The organism is Glaciecola sp. G7-5 (assembly GCF_055808975.1).
On sequence record NZ_CM147892.1, the window covers coordinates 4,349,953 to 4,373,507 of the forward strand.

20 protein-coding genes are annotated in these 23,555 nt (G+C 37.5%); all 20 read right to left on the reverse strand.

The features are described 5' to 3' along the window. Positions 1-3 precede the first annotated feature (3 nt). The 20 genes from AC0L6H_RS19210 to pseC all read right to left on the reverse strand — a co-directional run bounded on the left by AC0L6H_RS19210 (position 4) and on the right by pseC (position 23,555). A complete protein-coding gene (locus AC0L6H_RS19210) occupies positions 4-849 on the reverse strand; it encodes a 3-hydroxyacyl-CoA dehydrogenase NAD-binding domain-containing protein (protein ID WP_473390896.1) in 846 nt (281 codons plus the stop codon). Beyond that, entirely contained in the window at positions 849-1,481 is a 633-nt protein-coding gene (locus AC0L6H_RS19215) for an acetyltransferase (protein ID WP_473390898.1), read from the reverse strand. The genes AC0L6H_RS19210 and AC0L6H_RS19215 overlap by 1 nt, the downstream gene beginning before the upstream one ends. Beyond that, positions 1,481-2,074: a sugar transferase gene (locus tag AC0L6H_RS19220; protein ID WP_473390899.1), complete on the reverse strand. Its 594-nt coding sequence runs from the start codon at positions 2,072-2,074 to the stop codon at positions 1,481-1,483. Before AC0L6H_RS19220 ends, AC0L6H_RS19215 begins: the two co-directional genes overlap by 1 nt. Then, positions 2,071-3,288: a glycosyltransferase family 4 protein gene (locus AC0L6H_RS19225; RefSeq protein WP_473390900.1), complete on the reverse strand. Its 1,218-nt coding sequence runs from the start codon at positions 3,286-3,288 to the stop codon at positions 2,071-2,073. The genes AC0L6H_RS19220 and AC0L6H_RS19225 overlap by 4 nt, the downstream gene beginning before the upstream one ends. A 2-nt stretch (positions 3,289-3,290) precedes the next feature. Beyond that, positions 3,291-5,105, reverse strand: a complete 1,815-nt coding sequence (locus AC0L6H_RS19230; RefSeq protein WP_473390902.1) for a heparinase II/III family protein — start codon at positions 5,103-5,105, stop codon at positions 3,291-3,293. Then, entirely contained in the window at positions 5,102-7,243 is a 2,142-nt protein-coding gene (locus AC0L6H_RS19235) for a bi-domain-containing oxidoreductase (protein ID WP_473390903.1), read from the reverse strand. The genes AC0L6H_RS19230 and AC0L6H_RS19235 overlap by 4 nt, the downstream gene beginning before the upstream one ends. Before the next feature lie 32 nt (positions 7,244-7,275). Further along, entirely contained in the window at positions 7,276-8,211 is a 936-nt protein-coding gene (locus tag AC0L6H_RS19240; RefSeq protein ID WP_473390904.1) for a glycosyltransferase family protein, read from the reverse strand. Positions 8,212-8,219: 8 nt separating this feature from the next. After that, positions 8,220-9,269, reverse strand: coding sequence for an acyltransferase family protein (locus AC0L6H_RS19245; protein ID WP_473390905.1), 1,050 nt, complete (start codon positions 9,267-9,269; stop codon positions 8,220-8,222). Then, positions 9,256-10,530: an O-antigen ligase family protein gene (locus AC0L6H_RS19250; RefSeq protein ID WP_473390907.1), complete on the reverse strand. Its 1,275-nt coding sequence runs from the start codon at positions 10,528-10,530 to the stop codon at positions 9,256-9,258. The genes AC0L6H_RS19245 and AC0L6H_RS19250 overlap by 14 nt, the downstream gene beginning before the upstream one ends. After that, a complete protein-coding gene (locus AC0L6H_RS19255; RefSeq protein WP_473390908.1) occupies positions 10,523-11,587 on the reverse strand; it encodes a glycosyltransferase in 1,065 nt (354 codons plus the stop codon). The genes AC0L6H_RS19250 and AC0L6H_RS19255 overlap by 8 nt, the downstream gene beginning before the upstream one ends. Beyond that, positions 11,577-12,644: an asparagine synthetase B family protein gene (locus tag AC0L6H_RS19260; RefSeq protein WP_473390910.1), complete on the reverse strand. Its 1,068-nt coding sequence runs from the start codon at positions 12,642-12,644 to the stop codon at positions 11,577-11,579. The genes AC0L6H_RS19255 and AC0L6H_RS19260 overlap by 11 nt, the downstream gene beginning before the upstream one ends. Before the next feature lie 52 nt (positions 12,645-12,696). Then, positions 12,697-13,422: an asparagine synthetase B family protein gene (locus tag AC0L6H_RS19265; protein ID WP_473390911.1), complete on the reverse strand. Its 726-nt coding sequence runs from the start codon at positions 13,420-13,422 to the stop codon at positions 12,697-12,699. Further along, complete coding sequence (locus AC0L6H_RS19270) at positions 13,422-14,639, reverse strand: hypothetical protein (protein WP_473390913.1); 1,218 nt, start codon at positions 14,637-14,639, stop codon at positions 13,422-13,424. The genes AC0L6H_RS19265 and AC0L6H_RS19270 overlap by 1 nt, the downstream gene beginning before the upstream one ends. Before the next feature lie 74 nt (positions 14,640-14,713). Then, positions 14,714-15,652 (reverse strand): Wzz/FepE/Etk N-terminal domain-containing protein, encoded by a 939-nt coding sequence (locus AC0L6H_RS19275; RefSeq protein WP_473390914.1) that lies wholly within the window; start codon positions 15,650-15,652, stop codon positions 14,714-14,716. 485 nt (positions 15,653-16,137) lie between these two features. Beyond that, positions 16,138-18,747: an SLBB domain-containing protein gene (locus AC0L6H_RS19280; RefSeq protein ID WP_473390915.1), complete on the reverse strand. Its 2,610-nt coding sequence runs from the start codon at positions 18,745-18,747 to the stop codon at positions 16,138-16,140. Between the two features lie 210 nt (positions 18,748-18,957). Further along, a complete protein-coding gene (gene pseI / locus AC0L6H_RS19285) occupies positions 18,958-20,010 on the reverse strand; it encodes a pseudaminic acid synthase (RefSeq protein ID WP_473390917.1) in 1,053 nt (350 codons plus the stop codon). 2 nt (positions 20,011-20,012) lie between these two features. Continuing rightward, the gene (locus AC0L6H_RS19290; protein ID WP_473390918.1) at positions 20,013-20,654 is read right to left on the reverse strand and encodes a formyltransferase family protein; all 642 of its coding nucleotides are present in this window, start codon (positions 20,652-20,654) and stop codon (positions 20,013-20,015) included. Beyond that, positions 20,654-21,712 (reverse strand): UDP-2,4-diacetamido-2,4,6-trideoxy-beta-L-altropyranose hydrolase, encoded by a 1,059-nt coding sequence (gene pseG / locus AC0L6H_RS19295; RefSeq protein WP_473390919.1) that lies wholly within the window; start codon positions 21,710-21,712, stop codon positions 20,654-20,656. The genes AC0L6H_RS19290 and pseG overlap by 1 nt, the downstream gene beginning before the upstream one ends. After that, on the reverse strand, positions 21,712-22,392 hold the full coding sequence (pseF, locus tag AC0L6H_RS19300; protein WP_473390921.1) for a pseudaminic acid cytidylyltransferase: 681 nt from the start codon (positions 22,390-22,392) through the stop codon (positions 21,712-21,714). Before pseF ends, pseG begins: the two co-directional genes overlap by 1 nt. Beyond that, complete coding sequence (gene pseC / locus AC0L6H_RS19305) at positions 22,389-23,555, reverse strand: UDP-4-amino-4,6-dideoxy-N-acetyl-beta-L-altrosamine transaminase (RefSeq protein WP_473390922.1); 1,167 nt, start codon at positions 23,553-23,555, stop codon at positions 22,389-22,391. Before pseC ends, pseF begins: the two co-directional genes overlap by 4 nt.

Below are 23,555 nucleotides of genomic sequence, written 5' to 3' on the forward strand. Positions count from 1 at the left end.
ATGTTAGTACTCAAAAAAGCCTTTTTTTGTTTTACGTCCTAAATGATTCGCCCGAACCATTTTTCTTAATAGCGGATGAGCTCTATATTTTGAATCGCCGGTCTCAGAGTAGAGTGTATCCATAATAGAGAGGTTAACATCATTACCAATTAAATCAGCAAGCGCTAACGGTCCCATTGGATGATGTGCTCCGAACTTCATTGCTTTATCAATATCGACAGCAGTTGCCACCCCCTCAGCAAGAATACAAACAGCTTCGTTTATCATGGGTATTAACATTCTATTTACTACAAAGCCCGGCGCCTCCTGCACAATAACAGGTGACTTACCTAAACCTTTAGTAAAAAGCATAAGCTTATTGATAACGTCAACAGATGTTTCATGTCCTACAACAATTTCTACGAGTTCCATTAATGGCGCAGGGTTGAAGAAGTGGAGACCAACGACATTCTGGGCATTGGGTAATGCACTTGCAAAAGCAGTTATCGACAAGGAAGAAGTATTGGATGCGACAATTGCCGAGAGTTCAACATGATTAGCAATCTCATTAAAAACGACCATTTTCGCAGCAAAGTCTTCAGCAATCGCTTCGATTACCAAGTCAGAATTCTGTACATCAATAAATTGTGTACTACAGTAAATTTTTTTCAAAGCGTTTCGGGCGCAAGTTTCTTCTATTTTACTTTTATTAACCAATCGCCTTAAGTTTTTTTCACATACCGCTTTTGATGACACAGCTTTACTATCAGCCCTTGCAATTAGGTTTATTTTTGTCACTTCGTCAGACAAGCAAAGAACCTGCATAATGCCAGTTGACATGGTTCCTGTACCAATAATTGAGATTTCCATCAGTCTATAATATCTTTCAGTTTTTTTGCTGGGTTACCGGCAAATATAGTTCGCTCAGGAATGCTCTTAGTAAGAACTCCACCCATACCAAGCATCGATCCTTCTTCAATGTCAATGCCTTGCCTTATTGTAGCACCAGTGCCCACTTCAACTAAATTATTTAAATTAACGTTCCCTGATATTGCTGCCATAGGGGCTACAGTGACAAAGTCTCCAAATATACATTCATGTCCAATACTCACATTGAGGTTTAAAATATTGTGTGCCCCTAAGTGGATATCCACTGTTAAGATGCAACCAGCGCAAACTATCGTTCCCTCAGATAAAGTTACAGTGTTTGAATAACGAACACTTGGATGAATTAAAGTTGCAAACGAAGGCTGGCCTATTGAACACATTTTATCCAACACTTTACGGCGCACTCTAGGTGATCCAATAGCTATGATGAACTCACAGCCATCATAATTCACCCAATCAGCAATACTACCAATTACCTTTACGCCCTGTATAACGTTGTTTTGCGCCTCAATTGAATCGTCTAATACTCCAATAACTCGCCGGTTACAGTCACTAGCCAACCAAATAACTTCTTTCGCGAAACCACCACCACCGATCACTATTAGATCTTTCACTATTTATCGTCTCCCTTAAAATGTGACATTGTTACCTCTCCTTCTGCACTGATACCTTCGCGTACAAATACTTTTTTAATTGTAAGCAATAAAATCCTAATATCGAGCCAGAAACTTTGATTTTCAACATACCATACATCGAGCTTAAATTTTTCTTTCCAACTAATAGCGTTTCGGCCATTTACTTGCGCCCATCCAGTGATTCCAGGGCGGACATTGTGTCGCTTTGACTGCTCAGCGTTATAAAGTGGCAAGTACTGAACCAACAAAGGACGAGGGCCTACGAGACTCATGTCACCTTTTAGTACATTAATTAATCCAGGCAATTCATCTAAACTTGTCGTTCGTAAAAAAGCACCAAACCTTGTCATTCGCTTACTGTCGGGAAGATCATTTCCTTCCTCGTCTTTTCTATCGATCATAGTTCTAAATTTCAGCATTTTAAATAATTGTTCATTCAATCCCGGTCTGGTTTGTATAAATAAAATTGGTGAACCCAACTTAATTCGAATCAACATTGAAACGATAACTATAACAGGGAACAAACAAAAAATAGCAATTAAAGATACTATGAAATCAAAAGCCCGTTTCATTGATTTACCTCTGTAACCCAAGCCACCCATTTGTCAGCCAAGACGTGGCGGTCAAATTCTCGCTCAGCCAACGCGAGAGCATTTTGCCCCATAACAGGTAGTCCAACTCTATTGTTGTTAGCATGTTCCAATGCATCAGCAAACGCTGTGGCATTCTCTGGTTCAATTGTATATCCGCAATTATTGTCCTGAATCATTCCAGCCAACCACCCAGGGTAATTATTTAAAACAGGTAATCCGGCTGAAATATAATCAAAAAACTTATTTGGAGACGTTCCATAATAAAAAGCAGGAATATTTGTTAGTAACTGCAAACCAATATCAGCACCTTTCATTAATTCAGCTAATTTATGCTTATTTACTGGCTCATGAAATATTACATTATCTAAACTTTCATCCCGAGCTCTTTGTTGAAGGCTTTCTTTTAACTTTCCTTGGCCAACAAGCACTAACTTTATGCTGTTGAGTCTTCGCTTTTTGAGTTCAACTGCAGCGTCTAAAAGAGCATCTAAACCGTTAGCTATTCCGTGTGTGCCAGCAAATATGGCCATTAAGTCAGAATCTAATACGCCATCAGGGCGCCACGATGTTGTTTGCCCAGAAAAGATATTTAAATCACAGCCGTTTGGCACAAGCTCAATTTTATGTTTTTTTATGCCTCTTTTTTTAATACCATCCACAATTCCGGGCGACAATCCTATGCAACGGTTTGCAGAATGGTAGGAGCACCACTCCAAAAATGACAATCCCGCCAACACTAATGGATTTTTGATAACTCCCATTTCTTTTGGTAGTTCAGGCCATAAATCACGTACTTCAAATACGAACGGTTTGTTGCGAAGCCATCGAGCAAATATACCTGGAATTCCAGCAGTTAAAGGTGTGGTCGTGGCAAAAACCACATCATATTTATAACTTAATGCAATACCAATACTCTTCACAGCAAATCTTAAAAATACACCAGCTCGTTTTAGAAACCCGTCTGTGTTGGCGTAAGCTAAATCAAATTCAATTATAGCTATACCGTCTACAACTCCTTCACGACGGCCTTTCGTGAATTCTCTTGTTAATCCCGTTTTTCCTCCACCATAACTGCCACAAACCATAGTAACTTTGTGGCCATGATTTAGGAGGCGCTTTGCCATCTCGTAGGACCGAATACCTATAGAACCACTTGGAGTTGAAAAGTGTTGATGAAAATATAGCACATGCATAATTAAAATATTATTTCCGTAGTAATTTTTCCAGCCTCGATTATTTCTAATTCGAGTACCTGAATTTCAGTTTCTCTATAGTAGTAGCGAGATTCAAAGCCACTTGTAAGGTCTATCCTTTTAAACTCTGAATCTGCATAAAATACGATTGTACAAAATTTACTGATCAGTTTATTACCGTTAAGCTCCCAAGTAGCCGGCGCCAATCTGAATCGAACAATAGCTGAACTATTGAAGCCAGTTAGCATGTCATTAATAATTAACTTGTTCGCCTGCAACTCGATAGAACGGGTATGCTTGCAACCAAATCTATCTTTGTAGCCAGCCATAAACGTTTGCTTATCAGTTGTGTGATCTAACCCTTCTTTTATGCTGCTCTTTAACCAGTCCCCCAGCAAGAAACGACTTAATCGGGGCATCTGTTCATGATTATCAAATGCTACTGTATTATGACTTTTCGAACCACCATAATAATCTATATATTTTTGCCCTGCGTTGTAACTAAAAGTACCGCCATCTCTCAAAACATTGACGCTATTCAGCCAAAGGTCAATATGCAATGCATCGCATTGGCTTGGTCTAAACTTAAATTTAGGATAATTCAAATAAAGTTCAGCTTTATTGTTAGCTAAATATGCATAACCTCCATCACTAAAGTCTTTAGCATTTTTCGAGTCAATGAACTTTTCGGGTATGTCTAATTGAAGCCATTGCAATGGTAAATTAAAACTTCCCGCTCCTTTATAAGCTAAGCTCTTATCAAACAAAACAGTTGCGAGCTGCGTGCTTGGTCTAAAGTCGCGATAATCAGTGTCGGTCAAAGGAATTAATCGAGCGCCATCGTTCGCCCCCAAATTTGGCGCGTCGCCACTGTCAATATTGGTAAAATAGAACATCCAATTTGCAGCAGCTTTAAGTTTAGAATAGAGCCTTTCTGAAAAAGGCGTTAGACCATGCTTTTGCCTCCAAACCTCAGCTAAACTGTATGTATCTAACATGACTCTGTGATAGGTAACCGAGTATTGACTAAAACTACCATCTGTTTCAATTAGTCTACTCGCCCTATTCTCAAGCCATCGGCATCCTTTAGCTTGCATGATTTTACCATATTCGTCACCATTTAAAGCAAGCAACGAACCTCCAATATAGAGCGCAGCAGCTTCGGATGTCCCATGGTTATTATCTTGGGCAACGGCATACATAAGAGTTGGGGATATACGCTTTAGATGCGCTTTTACTAAGCTAAGTAATGCTTCGCTCGAATTCTTAGTTTGTTCGAGTAACAAAGCAGCCAATGCCAAGTGCATGACTCTTATTGATGCTTCTTGCCCACACTTCCAGTTTACTCCATTATAACTTGCGTTAAGTTCTGCCCAATCCCTTAGCCAAGTATTCAACTTATCTAATGCATGCTCTTCGCCACATTTAGCTAATTGTGCGAAGCAAATTAACCAATCAAATCGGGAAGCCTCCCATACGCCTTTTATATCCCCTAACTGCTCATTAAAATCAGGAATTAAATACCAAGGTTTATTGTGCGGGGCGAATTTACTATTGAAACAACTCTGGTGCCAATTGGGGATAGTTGCATCACATACGCTTTTACCAAAATAACTATGTTTATCGACCCATTGTAAATTGCATTTGTAGTTTACTAACTCCCCCGAATAAGCTGTAAAAAAATCACCCGGTTCTATATTACTAGTTATAGTTTTTACTTTGTTCAACCCAGTCTTAATACCGAATTGATAAAAGAAAACTCGCAGAAGGTTTGGTATGCCTAGTGCGAGTGCTGTTTTTACTTTAACAACGATCATTTCTGTAGACGCAACTGCTCAGCTATATCAATAGTAACCTTTGCTATTTCAAACAGTTCATTTGCAGGAATCGGTGCGTCAGTGCCATTTTTTACTGAATCAATGAAAGCTGCGGAGCAGCCTGTTTGCCCTTTATCTTGTTTCCATAAATTAAACTTTTTAAAGCCTTTCCAGTTAAAACCTTTTAATTTAATAAAGTTATCTAGTTGTAAAGTGCCGCCAGCAGCGAATACTTCAATTCGCTCTTTAGGAAAACTTGCGGCTCCATTTGCCAAATACTGAATTGTGCCAAATGAGCCGTCTGCAAAGCCTAAAATAATAGCTGCTTTGTCCTCCGTCACTTCAAGCGTATCAGAATCACCCATTCTGCGAGCTTGAACCGAAACAATTTCACTGTCAGCTAAATAGCGCATTAAGTCAATAAAGTGACAAGCTTCACCTATAATACGACCACCGCCTAAGCTGTTATCTTGTGTCCAATGATCTGCGGGGATGCTACCTGCATTCATCGTCATAATAAATGATTTAGGTTCTTTAATAGGAACCAACAAGGCTTTTATTTTTTGTATTTGAGGTGAAAAACGTCTGTTAAAGCCTACCATTAGTTTTGGTGGTTTCTCCGTTTTAACAGCTTGGCTATAGGCAGCTTCTACATCAGTAAGTTCTTCGTGCGAGATTGCCAATGGTTTTTCAACAAACACGTTCTTACCAGCTTTAAGTGCTTGTTGCACAAAATAAGCGTGGCTATTATGCCGAGTTACTATAGCAATAGTATTAATATTCGGATTATCAATCATTTTTTGAGTATCTGTGGTAGCTTCAGCAAAACCAGCTTTACTACCATGAATTACACCATTAACGCCTCCTGATGTAGCAATACTATGAAACTGGGCTCCAGCCTTTTTAAATGCTGGTATTAACATACGAGACGCGTAATTTCCCGCACCAATAAATCCAACAACCGGTTCATTTGGCTGATAAACTGGCAAGTCAGTTAACTTTATTGTTTTTTCATGACGGGCAACAACATCTGACTCATACTGCAATAATATTCCCAATGCGCTCTTATCGGTTGTGAGTAAATCATAGGCGTCACTGGCATTTTCAAACTTAAAACGGTGAGTAATTAACGGTTTAACATTAATCTGGCCACCTGACATCATATCCAATATTGCTTCAAAATTACGTTGTTCTGTCCAACGAACAAAAGCGAGAGGGTAATCATTACCTTGTTCTTCGTAACTCGGATCGTAACGGCCGGGACCGTAGGAACATGAAACTTGAAACGTTAGTTCTTTTTCATAAAAGTCGGCGCGATTAAGCTCTAACCCAATTACACCCACTAATATAATGCGCCCACGTTTACGACTCATTCTTGCAGCTTGGGTAACAGGATCGTTTGATTTAGTTGAAGCAGTAATTATTACGCCATCAGCGCCATTACCGCGGCTAAATGCAATACCTGCAGCAACGGGGTCTTCCCCAGTACCGGGGTTACAAGTTTCAGCACCAAACTGTTTAGCTAGGTCTAGTTTTGATTGGTCAAAGTCGATTGCTAATACACGGCAACCTTGTGCCCTCAGCATTTGAACTGTGAGTAAGCCTATTAAGCCTACTCCAGTTACGACGAAACACTCACCCATCGTAGGTTTTGCTAAACGTATTCCTTGCAACCCAATACTTGCTAAAACTGTAAAAGAAGCTTCTTCATCCGTCACGTTATTAGGAATTACCGCACATAGATTTTTAGGAACACGAACTACATCTGCGTGAGGTCCGTTTGACACGACTCTTTGCCCAACCTTAAATGTATCGGAATCTTTACCAACAAAAGAAATAACCCCCACATTACAATAACCTAGAGGCAGAGGCTGGCTAAGCTTAGACTTTACTGCATCTATTGTAGTCAATAAGCCTTCAGTTTTTACCTTTTCCAGCACCATGTTTACTTTGTCAGGTTGCTGGCGCGCTTTATCAACAAAATTTGCTTTACCAAAATCGACCAACATTCTTTCTGTACCAGCTGAAATTAATGTAGTAGATGTATTAATGAGAAGGTGACCGTTTTTGCTATTTGGCACTGGTGCTTCAATTAATAATGAGTCCCCGCTCGACATATCCTGTAATATTTGTTTCAATTTTTTCTCTTTTTAATTCAGTAAAACGAAGTTTATTTAATCTTTGCTACTAGCGCGTTTAGTTCCCGCTTGAAAATCTTGCCGTCGCCGAGCGGGTAAAGCTTCACAAAATCAGGACGTTCAACTGCGTCGCTGGCCAATACTTCAGAGTTAAAATAATCGGCTTCATGAATACTAACGCTATTTCCGTCTGTAAGCGTTGAACGTACATAAATAGTGCGACTGTTGAATAGTTTCCAACTATGCTGACATCCATTCCAAAAATAAACATTTGACAATGCCTTACAAGTTTCTTTTAATTCATTTAATTTCTCCGTATTAAAACTCGGATCACCAATACAAATAACTAAAGCAATATCAGTATTCTGTTTAAGAAGCTCTTGACAGTTTTCAACAATAAAATTTAGTCCGTAAAGGTCTTTACCATTTTCTTCTATAAATCGCCAAGCACTTGTTACTATCAACACATCTTTGTCAGTTAAAAAACGCCTTAATGCATTTGGAACTGATTTCTTCGCTATTAACTTTTCTTCATTAGTAGGAGGTAAAAATGGTGAAATAACATTAAGATTACTAAAGTTAGAATCATAGTTTTTGAAAAGGTGCTGACTTACTAAATCAATTCGTTTGCACTTTTTCAGCAAAATTCTTTTAAGATTAAAAGCTATCGAACTTTTGAAAAATCTCGAGTGATTATGATCTACTAATATAGTATTTTTTATGTTTGCAGTTAAAAAAAGAATTATTAGGAGTGGCATTGACATAGTGTTTACTATTATCTGATCGTACCGTTTTAAGATTAAAAAACAACTAACACTAAGCAATTGCGATTTTTTATTAGGAAATAAGCTAACTAAACATCCTTCTCTCTGCAGTTTAGCCTTAAGCCTTAGAACGTAAACTGTGACTCCCCCAATAGGTGGGGGTACTCTACCTACGATAAGAACTCTCGTTTTTTTCTTTTCCATTTTTTATCCTAATCCTTTTTTATCGAATATCGTTTTAAACCTAAGACTGGTTTTTCCAAGCATTTCCATGATAACGATGCAAATGCAAGAGTAAAAATAAGCATAAGTATAAAGTTAGAGAATTCACTTAAACTAGATTTAACCAACAGTAAATTTACAAAGACCATGTGATATATGTATGTTCCATACGAAATATCATTACCCTTTAATATATTCTGGAGCTTTGAAGTGTATGAATATGCGCCAGATAATGTCAGAACTCCCAAAAATATAGAACTAACTGGATTAGTATAATTCCCTGTAGTCGAAAACCCCAAAACTTCAAGTAAAATGGCATTAAAAATAAAGAAAATTAAAACATGGAAGAATCTATTTGCTAGATATTTTTCCACGATAAAAATATTTTTATAAAGAATTACACCTATGAAAAACAAATAAAAGTAAGGAACAATGGTAACACCCAAAACTTTTACTAGAAATCCTGTTTCAATTTGCTTTAATTGAATAAAAATTAAATAAACTATAATAAATAATATTAAACAAATTATTTGTAAATAATGCGCCCAGCGTCTGTTTTGAAAAAAAGAAAAAAGCAAAGGGAGTAGTATATAAAACTGCAGCTCAATAGGAATAGTCCATAAACTTCCATTTATTACACCTACTCCAAACGGGCGAATAAACTCAGGATTATAAACTTGCAAAATACTTGCTTGAGCGACCAACCATGTTGTGAGTTCAGCAGCACTTGGTTGGGCTTCGAACAATACTAAAACAATAAATGTAGAAATAACGAGACACCCCCACAATGCTGGGAAAATTCTAAAAATGCGATTAGTTATGTATCCTCCAAGTGATTTACTCCTATCAAACGATGAAGCTATCAAGAAACCGCTAATAACGAAAAAAATAGGAACACCAGGAAAATATGAAAGAACCTGTTTTAGCCAATAAAGTTGCTCAACCTTGAAATGTTCTATTCCATGTACAAACGTAACTTGAAGTGCAGCAAGGAAGCGGATTAAATCAAAATTATTAGCTCTAAATTCAAAATTTTTCAAAATAAACCCTTTCATTAATAACACAACTACCGCTTTTCGACGAAAACCTCAAAACATGAGCAATTGCCAAAAATATAATGTTATATTTTATTGACAGAAGATGGTGACTTGCCATGCCGTCTATAAGAACAATTAAAAATATCATCGCCGCAAATGAGTACTTTGGTTCTTGCGTATCAAAAAATTTCACTGCGCTTGAACTAAAACCATAAATCAAAGACGTTAAAATAATAAAAGTAGGCACAGTACCAGACTCTCCCAAAAGCATCAGATACATATTATGAACCCCTTGAGGATTCCCGAGAGCATCGGAGATGTAATCCATTTTGTGTAACATTCCCATACCTTGACCTATATAGGGGCTTTCGACAAATTCATTAAATCCAAATTCCCAGAGTAAAGTTCTTGATGTTGTTGTAGTCGTATTTACTTGACCTGTAAAAATAATTTCAGCAACTTGATTCAGTCGTTGTGCTTGAATACTTGTAAAGCCAATATTAACTAGACCATCAACATCCATATTGATTAAAAAACTAATTATTGAGATTGAAGAAATAACGATTAATATAAATGAATACTTACTTTTACCCAATACACTATGGGCTATGAATATAGCCCCCATGATAAAAATTGCCGTTTTCGAGAAACTTGCTAAAACGCCTATAATGGCGATTATAAGACCTACTATAAAACGTATTTCCTTTGTCTGCCTGTAAAGGTATAACAATAAAGCAATAGTGAAACAGCTAACGACACCTGCCTCATTTGAATTAGCAAACAGACCAAAACCTCTTGTAAGTTCTAGCGGAGGAAACAATAAATATTGGCGATAGATTAAGCTAAACGGCACCAAAATACATGCAAAAACTAAAATTATCGCTAGAATTCTAAAATAAGTTAACAGCTGAAACGGAAAATACGAACTTAAACCTGTAACAAACAGAAAAAACACTATTACGGAAGACAAGTAGGATAGAAGTAGATTTAATGTAGCAAGATTTGCTGAATGACTTACAAAGATACTTGAGAAAATCGAAATAACGACATATGTTATAAGACCAAATACAAATACAACTGATGCTGGATGCATTATCATTTTCTTTCTACGAATTACTAATAATATTAAAATAGTAATTAAAATTGGATATATAAAAACACTAGCCACTTGAGGAATACCAAATGTCATGTAAACAACACCGTTTACATTTAACATGAAGAGAAATGTTAACCCCAGATAAAGAGAAGCAATTGTTTTATCCATTGAGAAACTTAAAAAACGTCAGATATTCTGCATCTGTTGAACAACTCCACTCAAAGAACTCTTTTTTATTTGTATCGAATTCTATAATTGATGATGCAAGTTCATTTATGAATCCGGGTTCACCGGGTTTGCTGTTTATTACATATCCTAAAGCGCTTCGCTCAATTAAGTCTTTATATTGTGCGAGAACTGGTGACACGATCGATGGAGTGCCACATTTTAATGATTCAAGGACCACGTTTGGAGAACCTTCCCAATTTGAAGGCAATATAAGCGCCCTTGCTTTAGCGATATAATCATGAATATCTATGGTAGGTTGAAAAACAAAGACCTTTCCAGATAATTCGTTTGAATAAATAAAATCAGTAATAAAAGTTTCTAGACTGCCGCTGCCAAATAAATAAAGCTTTGTACTAATGTTGTTTCTATTGACTGCAATTTTAAATGCTTCCAATAATGCAGGGATATTCTTTTGTTCCGTAAACCGGCCTACAAAGATAAAATAGTTGTCTCTTATGGTAACAGCTTTGCCACTCAGGTTTATGCTTACGGGGTTGTGTAGGGTCTTGACCTTCTCTTCTTGAACTCTATAAAAACAAATAATATCGCTTTTCATTTGATCATTCTGTGCGATTATAAAATCTGCTTTCTCATATAAATACCGATAAATCGCCCGCAAAATAAAATTCGTATTTTGATGAGTTTTGTTAGGGTTGTTGGGTTCTCGGCAAACAAATTTCGTATTCTCAGAAACATTCAAAAACTTCGCTATTAAAACTGCGAAATTTAGCCTTGATGTATTAGAGAAAATAACTTTAGGTTTCTTTTCGCCTATGATTTTTTTTATGTCCCAAATTGCCCAACGAGCAGACGCATTAGTTGTCACGAACACAGGAATATTAGGATTTAATAATGCTCTTAGCGGGCCACTAGCATCAAGCACAACCATTGCTACTTTAATATTATTTAAATAAAGCAAGTTTGATATGTTGATAGAAACTTTTTCAGCGCCACCAAAATTAAACGTTGGACTCACAATTAAGACGTCAGGATTCATAGTAATGTCTTTTCCAATTTAAATAATTTAATGATGCCCACACTCCATCAATTAATCGAAGATCACCAGACTCAATCTGTTTAAACTGTTGATATAATGCGTTTTGGTCAAATAAAGGTTCAACCTGTTCTGCACGGCTTATCAATTCTCGGCACCAAACGTTGAGCTCATCCCTCATCCACTGACCTATAGGTGCTGCAAACCCCTTTTTCTTGCGATAAATTAGGTCTTTTGGTATGAACTCCTCCAATAGCGACTTAAGGATTCGTTTTTCACCAAAACGACCTCGTACGTCGAGTTTGTATTCTGTTGGTAAATTTATTGCAAAATTAATAACTTCTCGTGATAAAAATGGAGCTCGGGACTCTAAGCCATATTTCATTGTTGAGCGATCCACCTTAACTAAAACATCGTCTGGCATGTATGATTTAATATCTACCAACGATAAAGACTCAAAATCTTTTAGATCGGAAGAGCGAGTTTCGTAACAAAACTTTTTATCATCATTTTTTATGGGGCGTTGAGTAGTCGTATATTTGCGGACGCTTATATTATAGAAGTTTTCTAGGTCAAATCCATAATTCAAATAATCACTAAACCTTGCAGAGAAATTTTCTTCGAAAAAAGGTAAAGAACATTTAAGCAGTGGTTTTAAATGTAAATAATTAATTAATTTATATTTTTGATAACGTTTTTGTGCCAATCGATAACGACCGTATCCGGTAAAAATTTCGTCTGCACCATCTCCAGAAAGAGCAACTTTGTATTTTTTCGAAGAAAACTCGCTCAACAAAATTGAAGGAAACACTGATGGATCGCAAATCGGTTCGTCAAAAATTCTAGGTAGTTTATCAACTAATCCTAAGGCATCATCCCCAGTAAATTTATGAACATTAAGGCTGACATCAAGCTTATCAGCGACCATTTGAGCAAAAGGCGATTCGTCATATTGGGGGTCTTCAAAACCAATACAAAAAGATTCAATATCTTGATTCCTAATTTGAGCAGCAATAGCCGTAATTAAGGATGAATCTACCCCCCTGATAGAAAAGTACAAACTGGTACGTCGGAATCAAGCATAAGTTCGACAGAATCAAACAACAGACCCTCTAATTTAGATTTTGCTTTTTCAAATGGAAGTTGAGATTTTTTTTCTGAAATTGCTTTTCTAACCTTCTATTTTGAATTGTAGACATCGTCATACTTTTTAAATCAACAATTGCGTAGGAATCCGGTAATAATTTTTTTACATTTGTTACGGGTGTTTTTTCTCCGGCGCAGTATCCCATGTTGAGATAATCCTTTAAATTACTGTTAGTCTGTAATTTACCAAAATAGCTATAAAGAGGCTTCAATTCGGATGAAAATGCAAATCCAGTTTCATGCTCAAAGATGTATAACGGTTTTTCACCACATAAGTCACGAGCTAAATAAACCTTTTTATCTAAGTAGCTGTGATAAGCAAGCGCATACATGCCTTCAATTTTTTCAATCACCTCATTGAATGGGAAATATTGTAAAAGTTGTAAAAGCACTTCCGTATCTGAGGTCGATAGAAAGTCCACATTGAAATCCCGTATTAGCTCTTCTCTTAACTCCTTAAAATTATATATTTCCCCGTTAAAAACTAACATGCCCTTTTCAACCAGCATTGGTTGATTTGCCCTCTCGTTCAAATCGTGAATGGATAATCTTACATGACCGAAGAGTGTTTGGTCACTTTGAACAAAACCAGTATGGTCAGGTCCTCTGTGTTCTATTGAACATAAAGCAGTCTCAAAACTTTCAATGTTGAACTTGTTGCTAGCCTCGATGATTCCAAAAATACCACACATTACAAATACACTCTTTTATAGGTTTTATAAACAACAAATGCCAATACAATTTCACATGTCAGCACAATACTAAGAATCACAATCAGAATAAACACAACATCGGTCGAGTCGCGTATGAAAAGTAATGCAAATACTATAAGTAACAATCTTAAAAGATTAAAAAACAAATCCCATCGCGGTTTGTTTAATCTATGAAGTAACGAACTCACCAGACCAACCGAACATATAATTGACATAATGAAAAAAGAAATAATAGCCGCATTAATCCAAGCAACGGGGACCAATAACAAATCTGAAGCATACTCCAAGTAGCCCTCTATGAAATAGTTTGTTGTCGCACCTATAAATGACATCACAAGTATAAATAACAAAATAAGCTTCAGTTGAAATACAGTTATTAAATTCTGAGAAGTATAACTTAGCCAAAATGGCCTCAAAACCGCAAAAACCAATGTTATTAAAGCAACTGGGGCTAAAGACCATCCGACCCCAGCAACGACATTAGAGTTAGACTGGAGGGTGAAAAAAAACACTGTTGAATTCATGCACAGTGTATAAACAAATGCAGATGACATAACAATTAGGCCATAGACGCTCAAACTAGATATTTTATTGAAATTACTTTTTAATTTAGCACTGTCCAATGAAAATTTATAGTTCTGTTCTGTTAACAAAATGAATGTTAAGGCAGGAAAAGCATACAAAAATAGCAACCCAAATGAAAGGTTTACGTCAAACATCACGAAACTCAAAATATAAAACAATCTAAGCAACATAAAAATCAGATTAATATTGTCATATTTAGTAAAATTCAAATCAACCTGAGCTTTCACTCGTATTGTTAACCAATAGTTATAAATCACCGCAGTGAATATTGCGGTAGATATATGTTCATAGTTTAAACTGAAAGAATAAAAAATGAGTTGCATTAAAAGAATCACAACAAAAGCAATCAAACAAAGTACAAATTTCGCAAAAATAACGCTATCGAGCAAACTAATCTTTTTATTACTTGTCTCTCTTACGACTGAAATGTTTAAACCAAAATCAAACAAAATTGTCAGTATAGAGAATAATGAAAATGATAATACATACTTGCTAAATTCATCTGTACCTTCAGTTGCTCCAAAATATAACGCAAATAAAAGCACGCTCAAATTCATGAGCCCTACAATAAAAATACTGCGAACAACTTTAATAAGTTTTGAAATAAACATCTATGGCCGTAAAAATAGAAAACACCTGAAGATAAATTGTAAACTTTGCAGAAAAAACTATGCTTCGCAAATCACTACTTTTTATTCATTAAGTACTCTTTTGTAAGTAAAAATATAGTAGCAATCATCGCTCCAATAAACGTCAATAAAATAACTATAATAGCTCTTGCTGGGGACGCTTTTTCTTCTGGAAGATAGGCAGGATCGATTGTTTCAAACATAAACTCTTTACGCACATTCGCTAACATTAGAGTCTTAGTCTGTTCCTCAATTAAAGAAAACAGCATTTCTTTTACGTCAGATAATGAAGTTTCCTCTAACTGCTGATATAAAAAAGCAATGCTACTCTTAGCGTCTTTAAGCTCTCGTTCCCTCATTGTTTCGTTCAAATCCTCCACCAACAAATCTATCCAAACCTTTGCCAAAAAAGGGGAATAAAATTCAATAGAAAGAGTTATAAACCCAGTTTCTTCGTTTGTACTAATCGACATAATCTCATTGAATGCTTCACTGGCTTCTATATTAGATGGCTTTATCGTTAACGGGGGATTGACTTCTCTAACCCATGTACCAGTTTCGAAATTGTAGACGTTCTCATCAAACACCAAAGTATCTTTTGCTAAGTTCCATGATTTTGCAGCCATTAATGGTACCAATAATTCATGCTTCTCTATAAATGTGGACAAAAACTTTTTTGATTTAACTATTTCAATGGCTAAACCGGTTGAATTTGCTCCCCCACTTGATAAGTTTACTCCCGCTAACGCGGCTAGACCGCCAAGTTGACCAGGTAGCTCAAAACCGCCCTCAGAAGAACTTGGTGCTAACAACACACTACTTTTATATGTGTTAGCTAAGGATAAAGAATAAAAGATCCCAATTACAGCAAATAATATTGAAAAACATAAAATTATATATTTTCCTTGCCAGATAACAACAACAAACTCCCTTACTGTAGTATTTTCCATTTTGTTATGAAAGCTGTTTGAATCGTTTTGAAAGCGTTCCGTCATAATTTATAAATCTTCTTTTTAAATGCGTAAATACGTTATTTCTTAAACAAAAATGTGTCTAGCTAAAATACCTATCGTGGCCAATGCCTCAGCGTTCTGATAAATAGTCTACATAAGACACTGCTACAAAGAAATATTATCATAATTGGCGATATCTCTTGGCACTACGGTTGTATACTCAGGCCCTAGCAAACGTTCACTACAACGAGAAAAACAAAAGTCGTTTTCAGGTACAGGACCTATATAAAACTTAGACTCGTCACCATATTACCTAACATCGCCAGCTAATGTGGACGTTGTCACTAGTCTATGAAAAATGATTGTTACTCAAATTATTATGATTGGGCGAGAGAGTATCAAATTAAGTCGTGATATAGAAAATCTAACGAAATTTTTCTCCTAACCCCCTAACTTTTTCCTATACACTTTTTGAAGTCGTTTATTTGAATTAAATTACGAATGCGTTTACGTGGTAACTGAAATAGTTAAATAGATGAAATAGCAGCTAAAGCTACCGCCGTCTGGTAAATAATCTGAGTAACACCTTGCCACACCGCAATATTGTCATAATTAGTAACATCTCTCGGCACAACGATTGTGTCCCCTGGTTCTAACAACTGATCACGCGAACCACTAAACCAAAAATTCTCGTCTGGTACAAATACAGATCCGTTTGCCCTTACTATATAAATATTAGAACCATCGCCATACTCTCTAACACCTCCAGCAAGTTGTATATAATCGTCAATCGATAATTCGCTATCATAACGATGAGTCGCTGATACAAATACCTCACCGATAATAGATATTGCTGGTGTAACATCAGGAATTGTTAATGTATCACCATCTTTTAAAACAATGTCAGCACCCTGCTTACCATCTAGAATTGCGTCAAAGTCGATAACCATTCTTCCCAAAGGAACTGTATTCGTTAAGTCATTCAAAACTTGAGTGGCCGTTTGATAGTCCACTGTTTTTGTGTATTGGCTATTGCTAAGAGTGTTATTAGCGAGTTGTTGTCTTAAATCTTCAACCGCTTTATCGATGTTTTTACTTTCCTTTTCAGCAAGCTCTTTACGTGTAAATACCGCAGCGTTAGTGCTAGCGCGGTTCGTTAAGCCACCGGCACGTTGGATTACATTCGAAAGGGTTTCCCCACTTTTAATTTGGTATGTTCCAGGGAACATAACTTCGCCTTTTAACTGTATATTGTTGCTTTCATACCACTGAGGAATTCTCACAACACTCAACACATCTTTGGATTGAAGTTGTATTTGTTGATTTTCCGGAAGCAATAGTTGACTCAATAGATTTACTCGTTTGTGAGCAACGTCTAGTTTACCATTAGATACTTTTACACTTGTAATTTCTGCACTTTCTAAATGGGCGGATTCTGTCAAACCACCAGCGGCATCTATCAAATTGCTCAGTGAAGATTCATTTGATAGCGGGTAAATACCTGGGTACCTAACTTCCCCCATAATTTCAACAAGCTGGACAGGCTGGTTATCAGACGCCTCGCTTTTTAATTTAGCAATTATTGGGGATAACAACTCTTTTCTTGAAAAGCTTTTTCCACTTGGTCGAGTAAAACTTTCGGAAGTAAAACGCTCGCTTTCAATTTTCTGCAAGTAATTTGCTTGGTTCGTTTTAATATCATCTTGTGAACGTTGCAAATTTCCGTCGACTACCTTACCGGCGACTCCCTTAGCAACATCTTCGACGACTTTATTGAAAAATACTAATTGATCAAATGCTTTTAATTTAAGGTCAAACTCACCTGACAACACGTCTAATGGTTTAAATTGCACAACGCTAGAGTTTTCATTTAAGGGTCCTTTACGTACTACAAGTGCGTAATTTAAATCAGTGTTTGAATAAAGCTTATCTTCAGTAACTATATCTGAAAGCGCTAAACCAGTATTCGCGACGACATTGGGCATATTAATGGCCCCTGAGACTAAAATCGCATTGGTAAACTCAAGGCTAGATTCAGGTACGCGTAAAAAGTCACCATTAAATAACTTCTTTTTAGTCGCGCTTCTATCATTTGCGTTAATAGTAAAAATTGACAAGCCTCTAGCGGGGTCTTTTCTTACTAATTGTAAAGAACTAGCATCCCCTTTAGGAAGAAGCCCGCCAGCTAATCTTAGCAAATCATCGACTGTTTCGCCCTTGGCGATTTCATAAATTGCAGGTCGTCTTACTTCTCCATCTACAGAGACTATACTTTTAACAGTTGGCACAAAAAGCACATCTCCTTGCTCTAAGCGAATATCATTGCTGGTATCACCTCGAACAATTAAATCGTATAAATCAAAATTAGCAACCGTCTTCCCGCCGCGTTTAAGCTCAATATTGCGTAATGACCCAATTTCGTTTACGCCACCACTATTAATAAGTGCGGTGGTAACGGTAGACAAACCGCTTATTACCAAAGGTCCTGGGCGATAAACTTCACCCACAAGAAATACTTGAATGGTTCGAATTTCCCCCATAGAAACGAAGGATGAAACGCCTATTTTTTGTTGTTTATACTTTTCGTTGACGAGTTCTTTTAATTCTTGAAAGCTAGTCCCAACAACTTTTAGCGGACCGAGGTCTGGTAAGTCTATATTTCCTTCGTTATTTACTATCAGCTCATAATCACCTGTTTCTTTGCCAAAAAGCTGTAATTTTACAGAGTCGCCAGGACCAATAATATAATTTGATGGAACGGGAACATTTGCGCTTGGTTTAACGGCCTCTGTTCTGCCTTCAAAAATATCATAACCAAATGGAACTAATTCCTGCGTACTTTGTGTGACAACACTTTGTTTTGACAGTGCTTCTGAAATGATCTCGTTGTCTACTTCTCGTTCAACAAATTCGGGCTCTGAAACCTTTGTTTCAGTTTGATTGCCTGAGGACATCGAATCTAGCATCGATATATCAAAGCCCATCTGTCTGGCCAACTGCTCTTGCTGGGCTCTAGGCAAATTTTTGAACTGTTGAATTTGTGCTGGTGATGGTACGAATGATTGCGCATTCACGCTACTTGAATAGCTGACGGCACACGTAAGAAGTAGAACAAAACAGAAACTAATTTTTTTCATAAGACCTAATTAAAATGAACTTATATTTTCAACAACAAACTTTACCTTCGAATACTAAAAAGTATGCTCGCCTAAAACGAGGATTCTACCGAAGTCATCCAATAAAGTCACATAGAATAACAATTAAAAACAGATACTTCATTTTAAAATTGGAGCGAAAGAGACTTAAAAAGATAAATAACCACTCGATAGATCAAAGAAGTATGAACCTTAATCCCTCAACAATTTTTCCATTATTGCTGTTCCGCGCTCAATAGAACTAGTAGCCCTAGTACTAAGCACCCGTTCTAAATGCTTCGGGGCAACACCATAGCCTGGGCGAATAGACCGTACATTTTCTTTGGTAAATGCTTCACCCTCGGCAATATCTTTTACCGCATACAATGATCGCCGAAAAACAACATTGCCTTTTTCACCATCCTTGCGTTCATAATTTACCTTGCCTTTCGCTTGCCAAGCAACTTTACTGTCGCTGCACAATTGTTTAAGTTCAGGCTCTTCTAACGAAAAACTATCATCAGGCCCCCCTGCACTTCTATCTAAGGTCACATGTTTTTCAATCAAACAAGCACCTAGAGCAACAGATGTTATCGCTGTTGTGTTATCAATCGTATGATCAGATAAGCCTGTCAACACACCAAATCTAGCCGCCATATCGGGAATAGTCGCTAAATTATAATCGCTCGGCTCAGCAGGGTAAGCACTTACACAATGAAGCACTACAAGTTCCGTGCATCCGGCTCCTCTTGCAGTATCTATCGCCTCTTGAATCTCAAGCTCGTTTGCCATTCCCGTTGATATTATCATTGGCTTTTTTGTACTTGCAGCATAAGCAATAAGCGGCAAATCAATGGCCTCAAAAGAAGCAATTTTATAAGCTGGCGCACCTAAGTCCTCTAGTAAATCAACCGCAGTATTATCAAACGGTGAACTAAATATCGTAATACCTAATTCCTTCGCTCTAGCAAACAATGGCTTGTGCCAATCCCATGGCATATGTGCTTCTGCATACAAATCATATAAGGTCCGGCCATCCCACAGCCCGCCCTTGATTTTGAAGTCATCTTTGTCACAATTAATTGTTAACGTATCTTGGGTGTAGGTCTGGAGCTTAATAGCATCAGCACCGCAGTGCTTCGCCATTTCGAGTATTTTAAATGCCCTATTGATATCACCATTATGATTTGCCGATAATTCGGCAATAATATATGGCGGGAAATTAGGGCCAATTTTTCTTTCGTCAATTGTTATAAAGTTTTTCATGTTCAGCACTTCTCAATTTTAATTTTGTACTTACAGCCATTTACGTAAAAATATGCAGGGTATCTTTCAGGGTCGCAAACACGAATCTGATTAAACTGTTCGCTGATCGTTTTATTTATATCTAGCTGACTGTCCATTGGTGTACGCTTTCTTAAATAGTTCGCTTGCGACTCGTTTTGTGGTGTTGGTTGAACATTCGCGATATTTTCACATGCCCACGACATTAACTTTAGCTCGGCTTCAAATAATTTTTGGTTTATTTCGTCATATAACTCATTGCCGTCAAAAGCTATCTTAACTTTCCGCCATATAGCACCTGAGTCGACCGCATCCTGGGCTTCAAGCAATGAAAGTGTTATTTCGTTATCACCTCGTAAAATCGCCCATATATGCGGACTCCACCCTCTATCTTTCGGCAAGTCACCCGCATGTAATACCAGCGAATGTCTAAATTTCGCTCGGTGTTTCGCATCAACTATTTCACTGCACGACACCAAAAAGAGTAAATCTCCCTGTTCTTTAACATCGTTAATGCTCGTTAATATGTTTATCGAATATTTGTGCTCATTATCTTCCTTCCAAGAAAGCAATGATGAGTAAACTGGGTGTGCCTCATCAGAACAAATTACCGTTACTTTTAACATCAAGACCCTACCCTCTCTATTTGTTCGACCACACGCTCGCAGCCTAGTCCATCGCACAAAGCTTGATTATTACGACGAAACACAAGCCAATTTTTGATTATTTCATTTAGGCTTGGCAGTAAATTTTGTTTAAGGTCATTAATGGCAACAACCTTCGCTGCGTTTTGTGCCCCAAGTGCAGCAGCAATATCGTTCTGATTTTCAGCCAAGGGCACAACAATAGAAGGTATTCCCAAGCAAGCTCGTTCCCATGAACTAGAGCCAGGAGCACCAATCGCTATGCTATAATCCAGCATAAACGACGCCATATCTTCAACAAAATCTATGTGTTTCACCCACTCAGTATGTTTATGTGCGAATGCTTTGACCGAAGAATAATGCGGAGCTCTTTTGCTTAATAAAACGGTCGTTTTTATATGCAGACGTGATTCTAGTAATATTTCTAAAACCTTAAGGCTTGCATTAGGCTTGTCAATTCCGCCCATAGTTATCAGCAGTTGGTGCTTAGGATTTTCATGTTCTTTTTGCGCTTTCCTTACTTGACTAAAACCCGGTTTTAGCAATGCATATTTGCTACCAGTAAGGGCAATACAATTTGATATTGATGTGTATTCGTCAGGCCGTCTATTTAAGGTTTGGTCGAGTACAATATCTGCGCAATGTTCACGCACAAGATCATCTATAACCACTAGCTTGCAGTTTAGTTTATGTTTGACTTGTTGTTCCCAGCTTTTGCCAATAGCGTAGTGATCGATAACAAGCAATTCGGCTTTATTAATTTCGCTCAAAAAATCATCGCAGTCTTCTTGTTCTGAAACTTGAAGCCAAGCTTTATAATCATTAGTGCCATTTGGCTGCACGCTTCTATTAGGCGTATTTAGTAAAACTAAAGTAAAACCTTTCGCTAAAATATACTCGTTTAAATCTGAGGCTTGCGCACGTGTCACAAAAACAACCTGATGATTTTTGGCACGAAGCGCATCAGCTAACACCAAACATCGCATTACATGACCACTGCCAATATGTTCTGACGCATCTACTCGAAATACGACTCGCATTATAAAGCCTTGAACAGGGCTTCTGCGAGTTCCCAGTCTTCTATCGTATCGATGTCTTGCACTCTTTTACGTGGAAGTACTACCGCTTTGGCGCGATTGCTGAAAAAGGGCCTATTATCTAAAAAGGCTTTTGCTGTGCCCCAATAAAACTGTCCCGCATCATGATAAGCCTCTTCTAAGTCTTGTGAACGGGTATTTAGGTGTTCGGGTTGGAACATTTCTACCGTGTTATTGGCCTTTAGCTTTATAGCCCTTTGTATAGGAAAAGCAAAGGTAGTTGCGCTAAACGCGTAATCAAAATCGCCAGAGAGAAGTTCATCAAGTCCTTTTTTAATGTAATCTGCGCTGATAAAAGGTGCTGTTGCGTAAATGCAGCAAACTTGCTTTGCTTGCCATCCATTTTGATTACCAAAATTAACAGCATGTTTAATGACATCTATGGTTGTTGCATAATCATCAGAAATATCGGCGGGGCGAGTAAAAGGAACTTCTGCTCCGCATTTTATAGCAATATCAGCGATTTTTTGGTCATCGGTTGACACAATTACCTTGTCAAAACATCCAGATGACAAAGCTGCATCAATAGGATAAGCAATCATGGGTTTGCCATGGAATAACTTGATGTTTTTATGTGGAATACGCTTGCTTCCGCCTCTGGCGGGTATGATGGCTACGTTCATATTTGGCCGTTAACGATCGCACTAAGTTTATTTATAACCTCATCTTGTTGAAGATGTGTCATCCCATGAAACAAAGGTAATGAAATAGCCGTATCATAATAGTGTTCAGATTCAGGAAAGTCCCCCTTTTGAAAACCCTTTTTCTGATAATAAGGTTGCAGATGAACTGGAATATAATGCAGGTTTACGCCTATTCCGTTTTCTCTGAGCGCATCAAACACCTCTCTGTGGGTTTTGTCGATTTCATTGAGTTTTAAGCGAATGATATAAAGGTGCAAGCCCGAATAAGTGTTATCCAATTGATAGGGTAAAACTATAGGCAAATTAGCAAGCTTTTGATTGTAGCGTTTCGCCAATGCATGCCGAGCAGCAACAAATTCATGCAAGCGCTGCATTTGAGAAATACCCAAAGCCGCCTGTAACTCGGTCATTCGATAATTTAGACCTAAGTCTATTTGCTCATAATACCATGGGCCATGTGAGGTGTTTTCCATCATTGACTCGTCGCGCGTAATACCATGGCTCCGATATAGCGCTAATTTATTTGCGAGCGTTTCATTATTGGTAAGCGCTGCCCCGCCTTCGGCTGTGGTGACTATTTTAACAGGATGAAAACTAAAAACGGATATATCGCTGTATTCACAAGCCCCTATTGCTTTATCATGATAACGTCCGCCAATGGCGTGAGAAGCATCTTCAATAACTCTAAAATTATATTCATTTGCAAGTTTAGCGATAGCCGCCATATCGCAGGGTTGCCCTGCCAAATGAACGGCAACGAGTACTTTTGGTAAACGATTGCTTTTCTTTGCCAAGCGTAACTTTTGTTCTAATGCTTTGGGGCATAGATTATAACTTTTAGGGTCTATATCAACAAAATCAACGCTAGCGCCGCAGTACAATCCGCAGTTTGCAGACGCAACAAAAGTGACCGGGCTTGTCCATAAAATATCCCCTTCCCCTAAACCCAGTGCCAAACATGCAATATGCAAAGCAGAGGTAGCGCTATTTACAGCAACTGCATAGCTTGCACCTGTAGCGTCGATCAGTGTTTTTTCAAAAGCAGGCACCAAGGGACCTTGCGTCAAAAAATCTGAACTTAATGCAGTAATAACGCTGTCTATATCTTCTTGGGTTATGTCTTGCTTGCCATAAGGTATCAT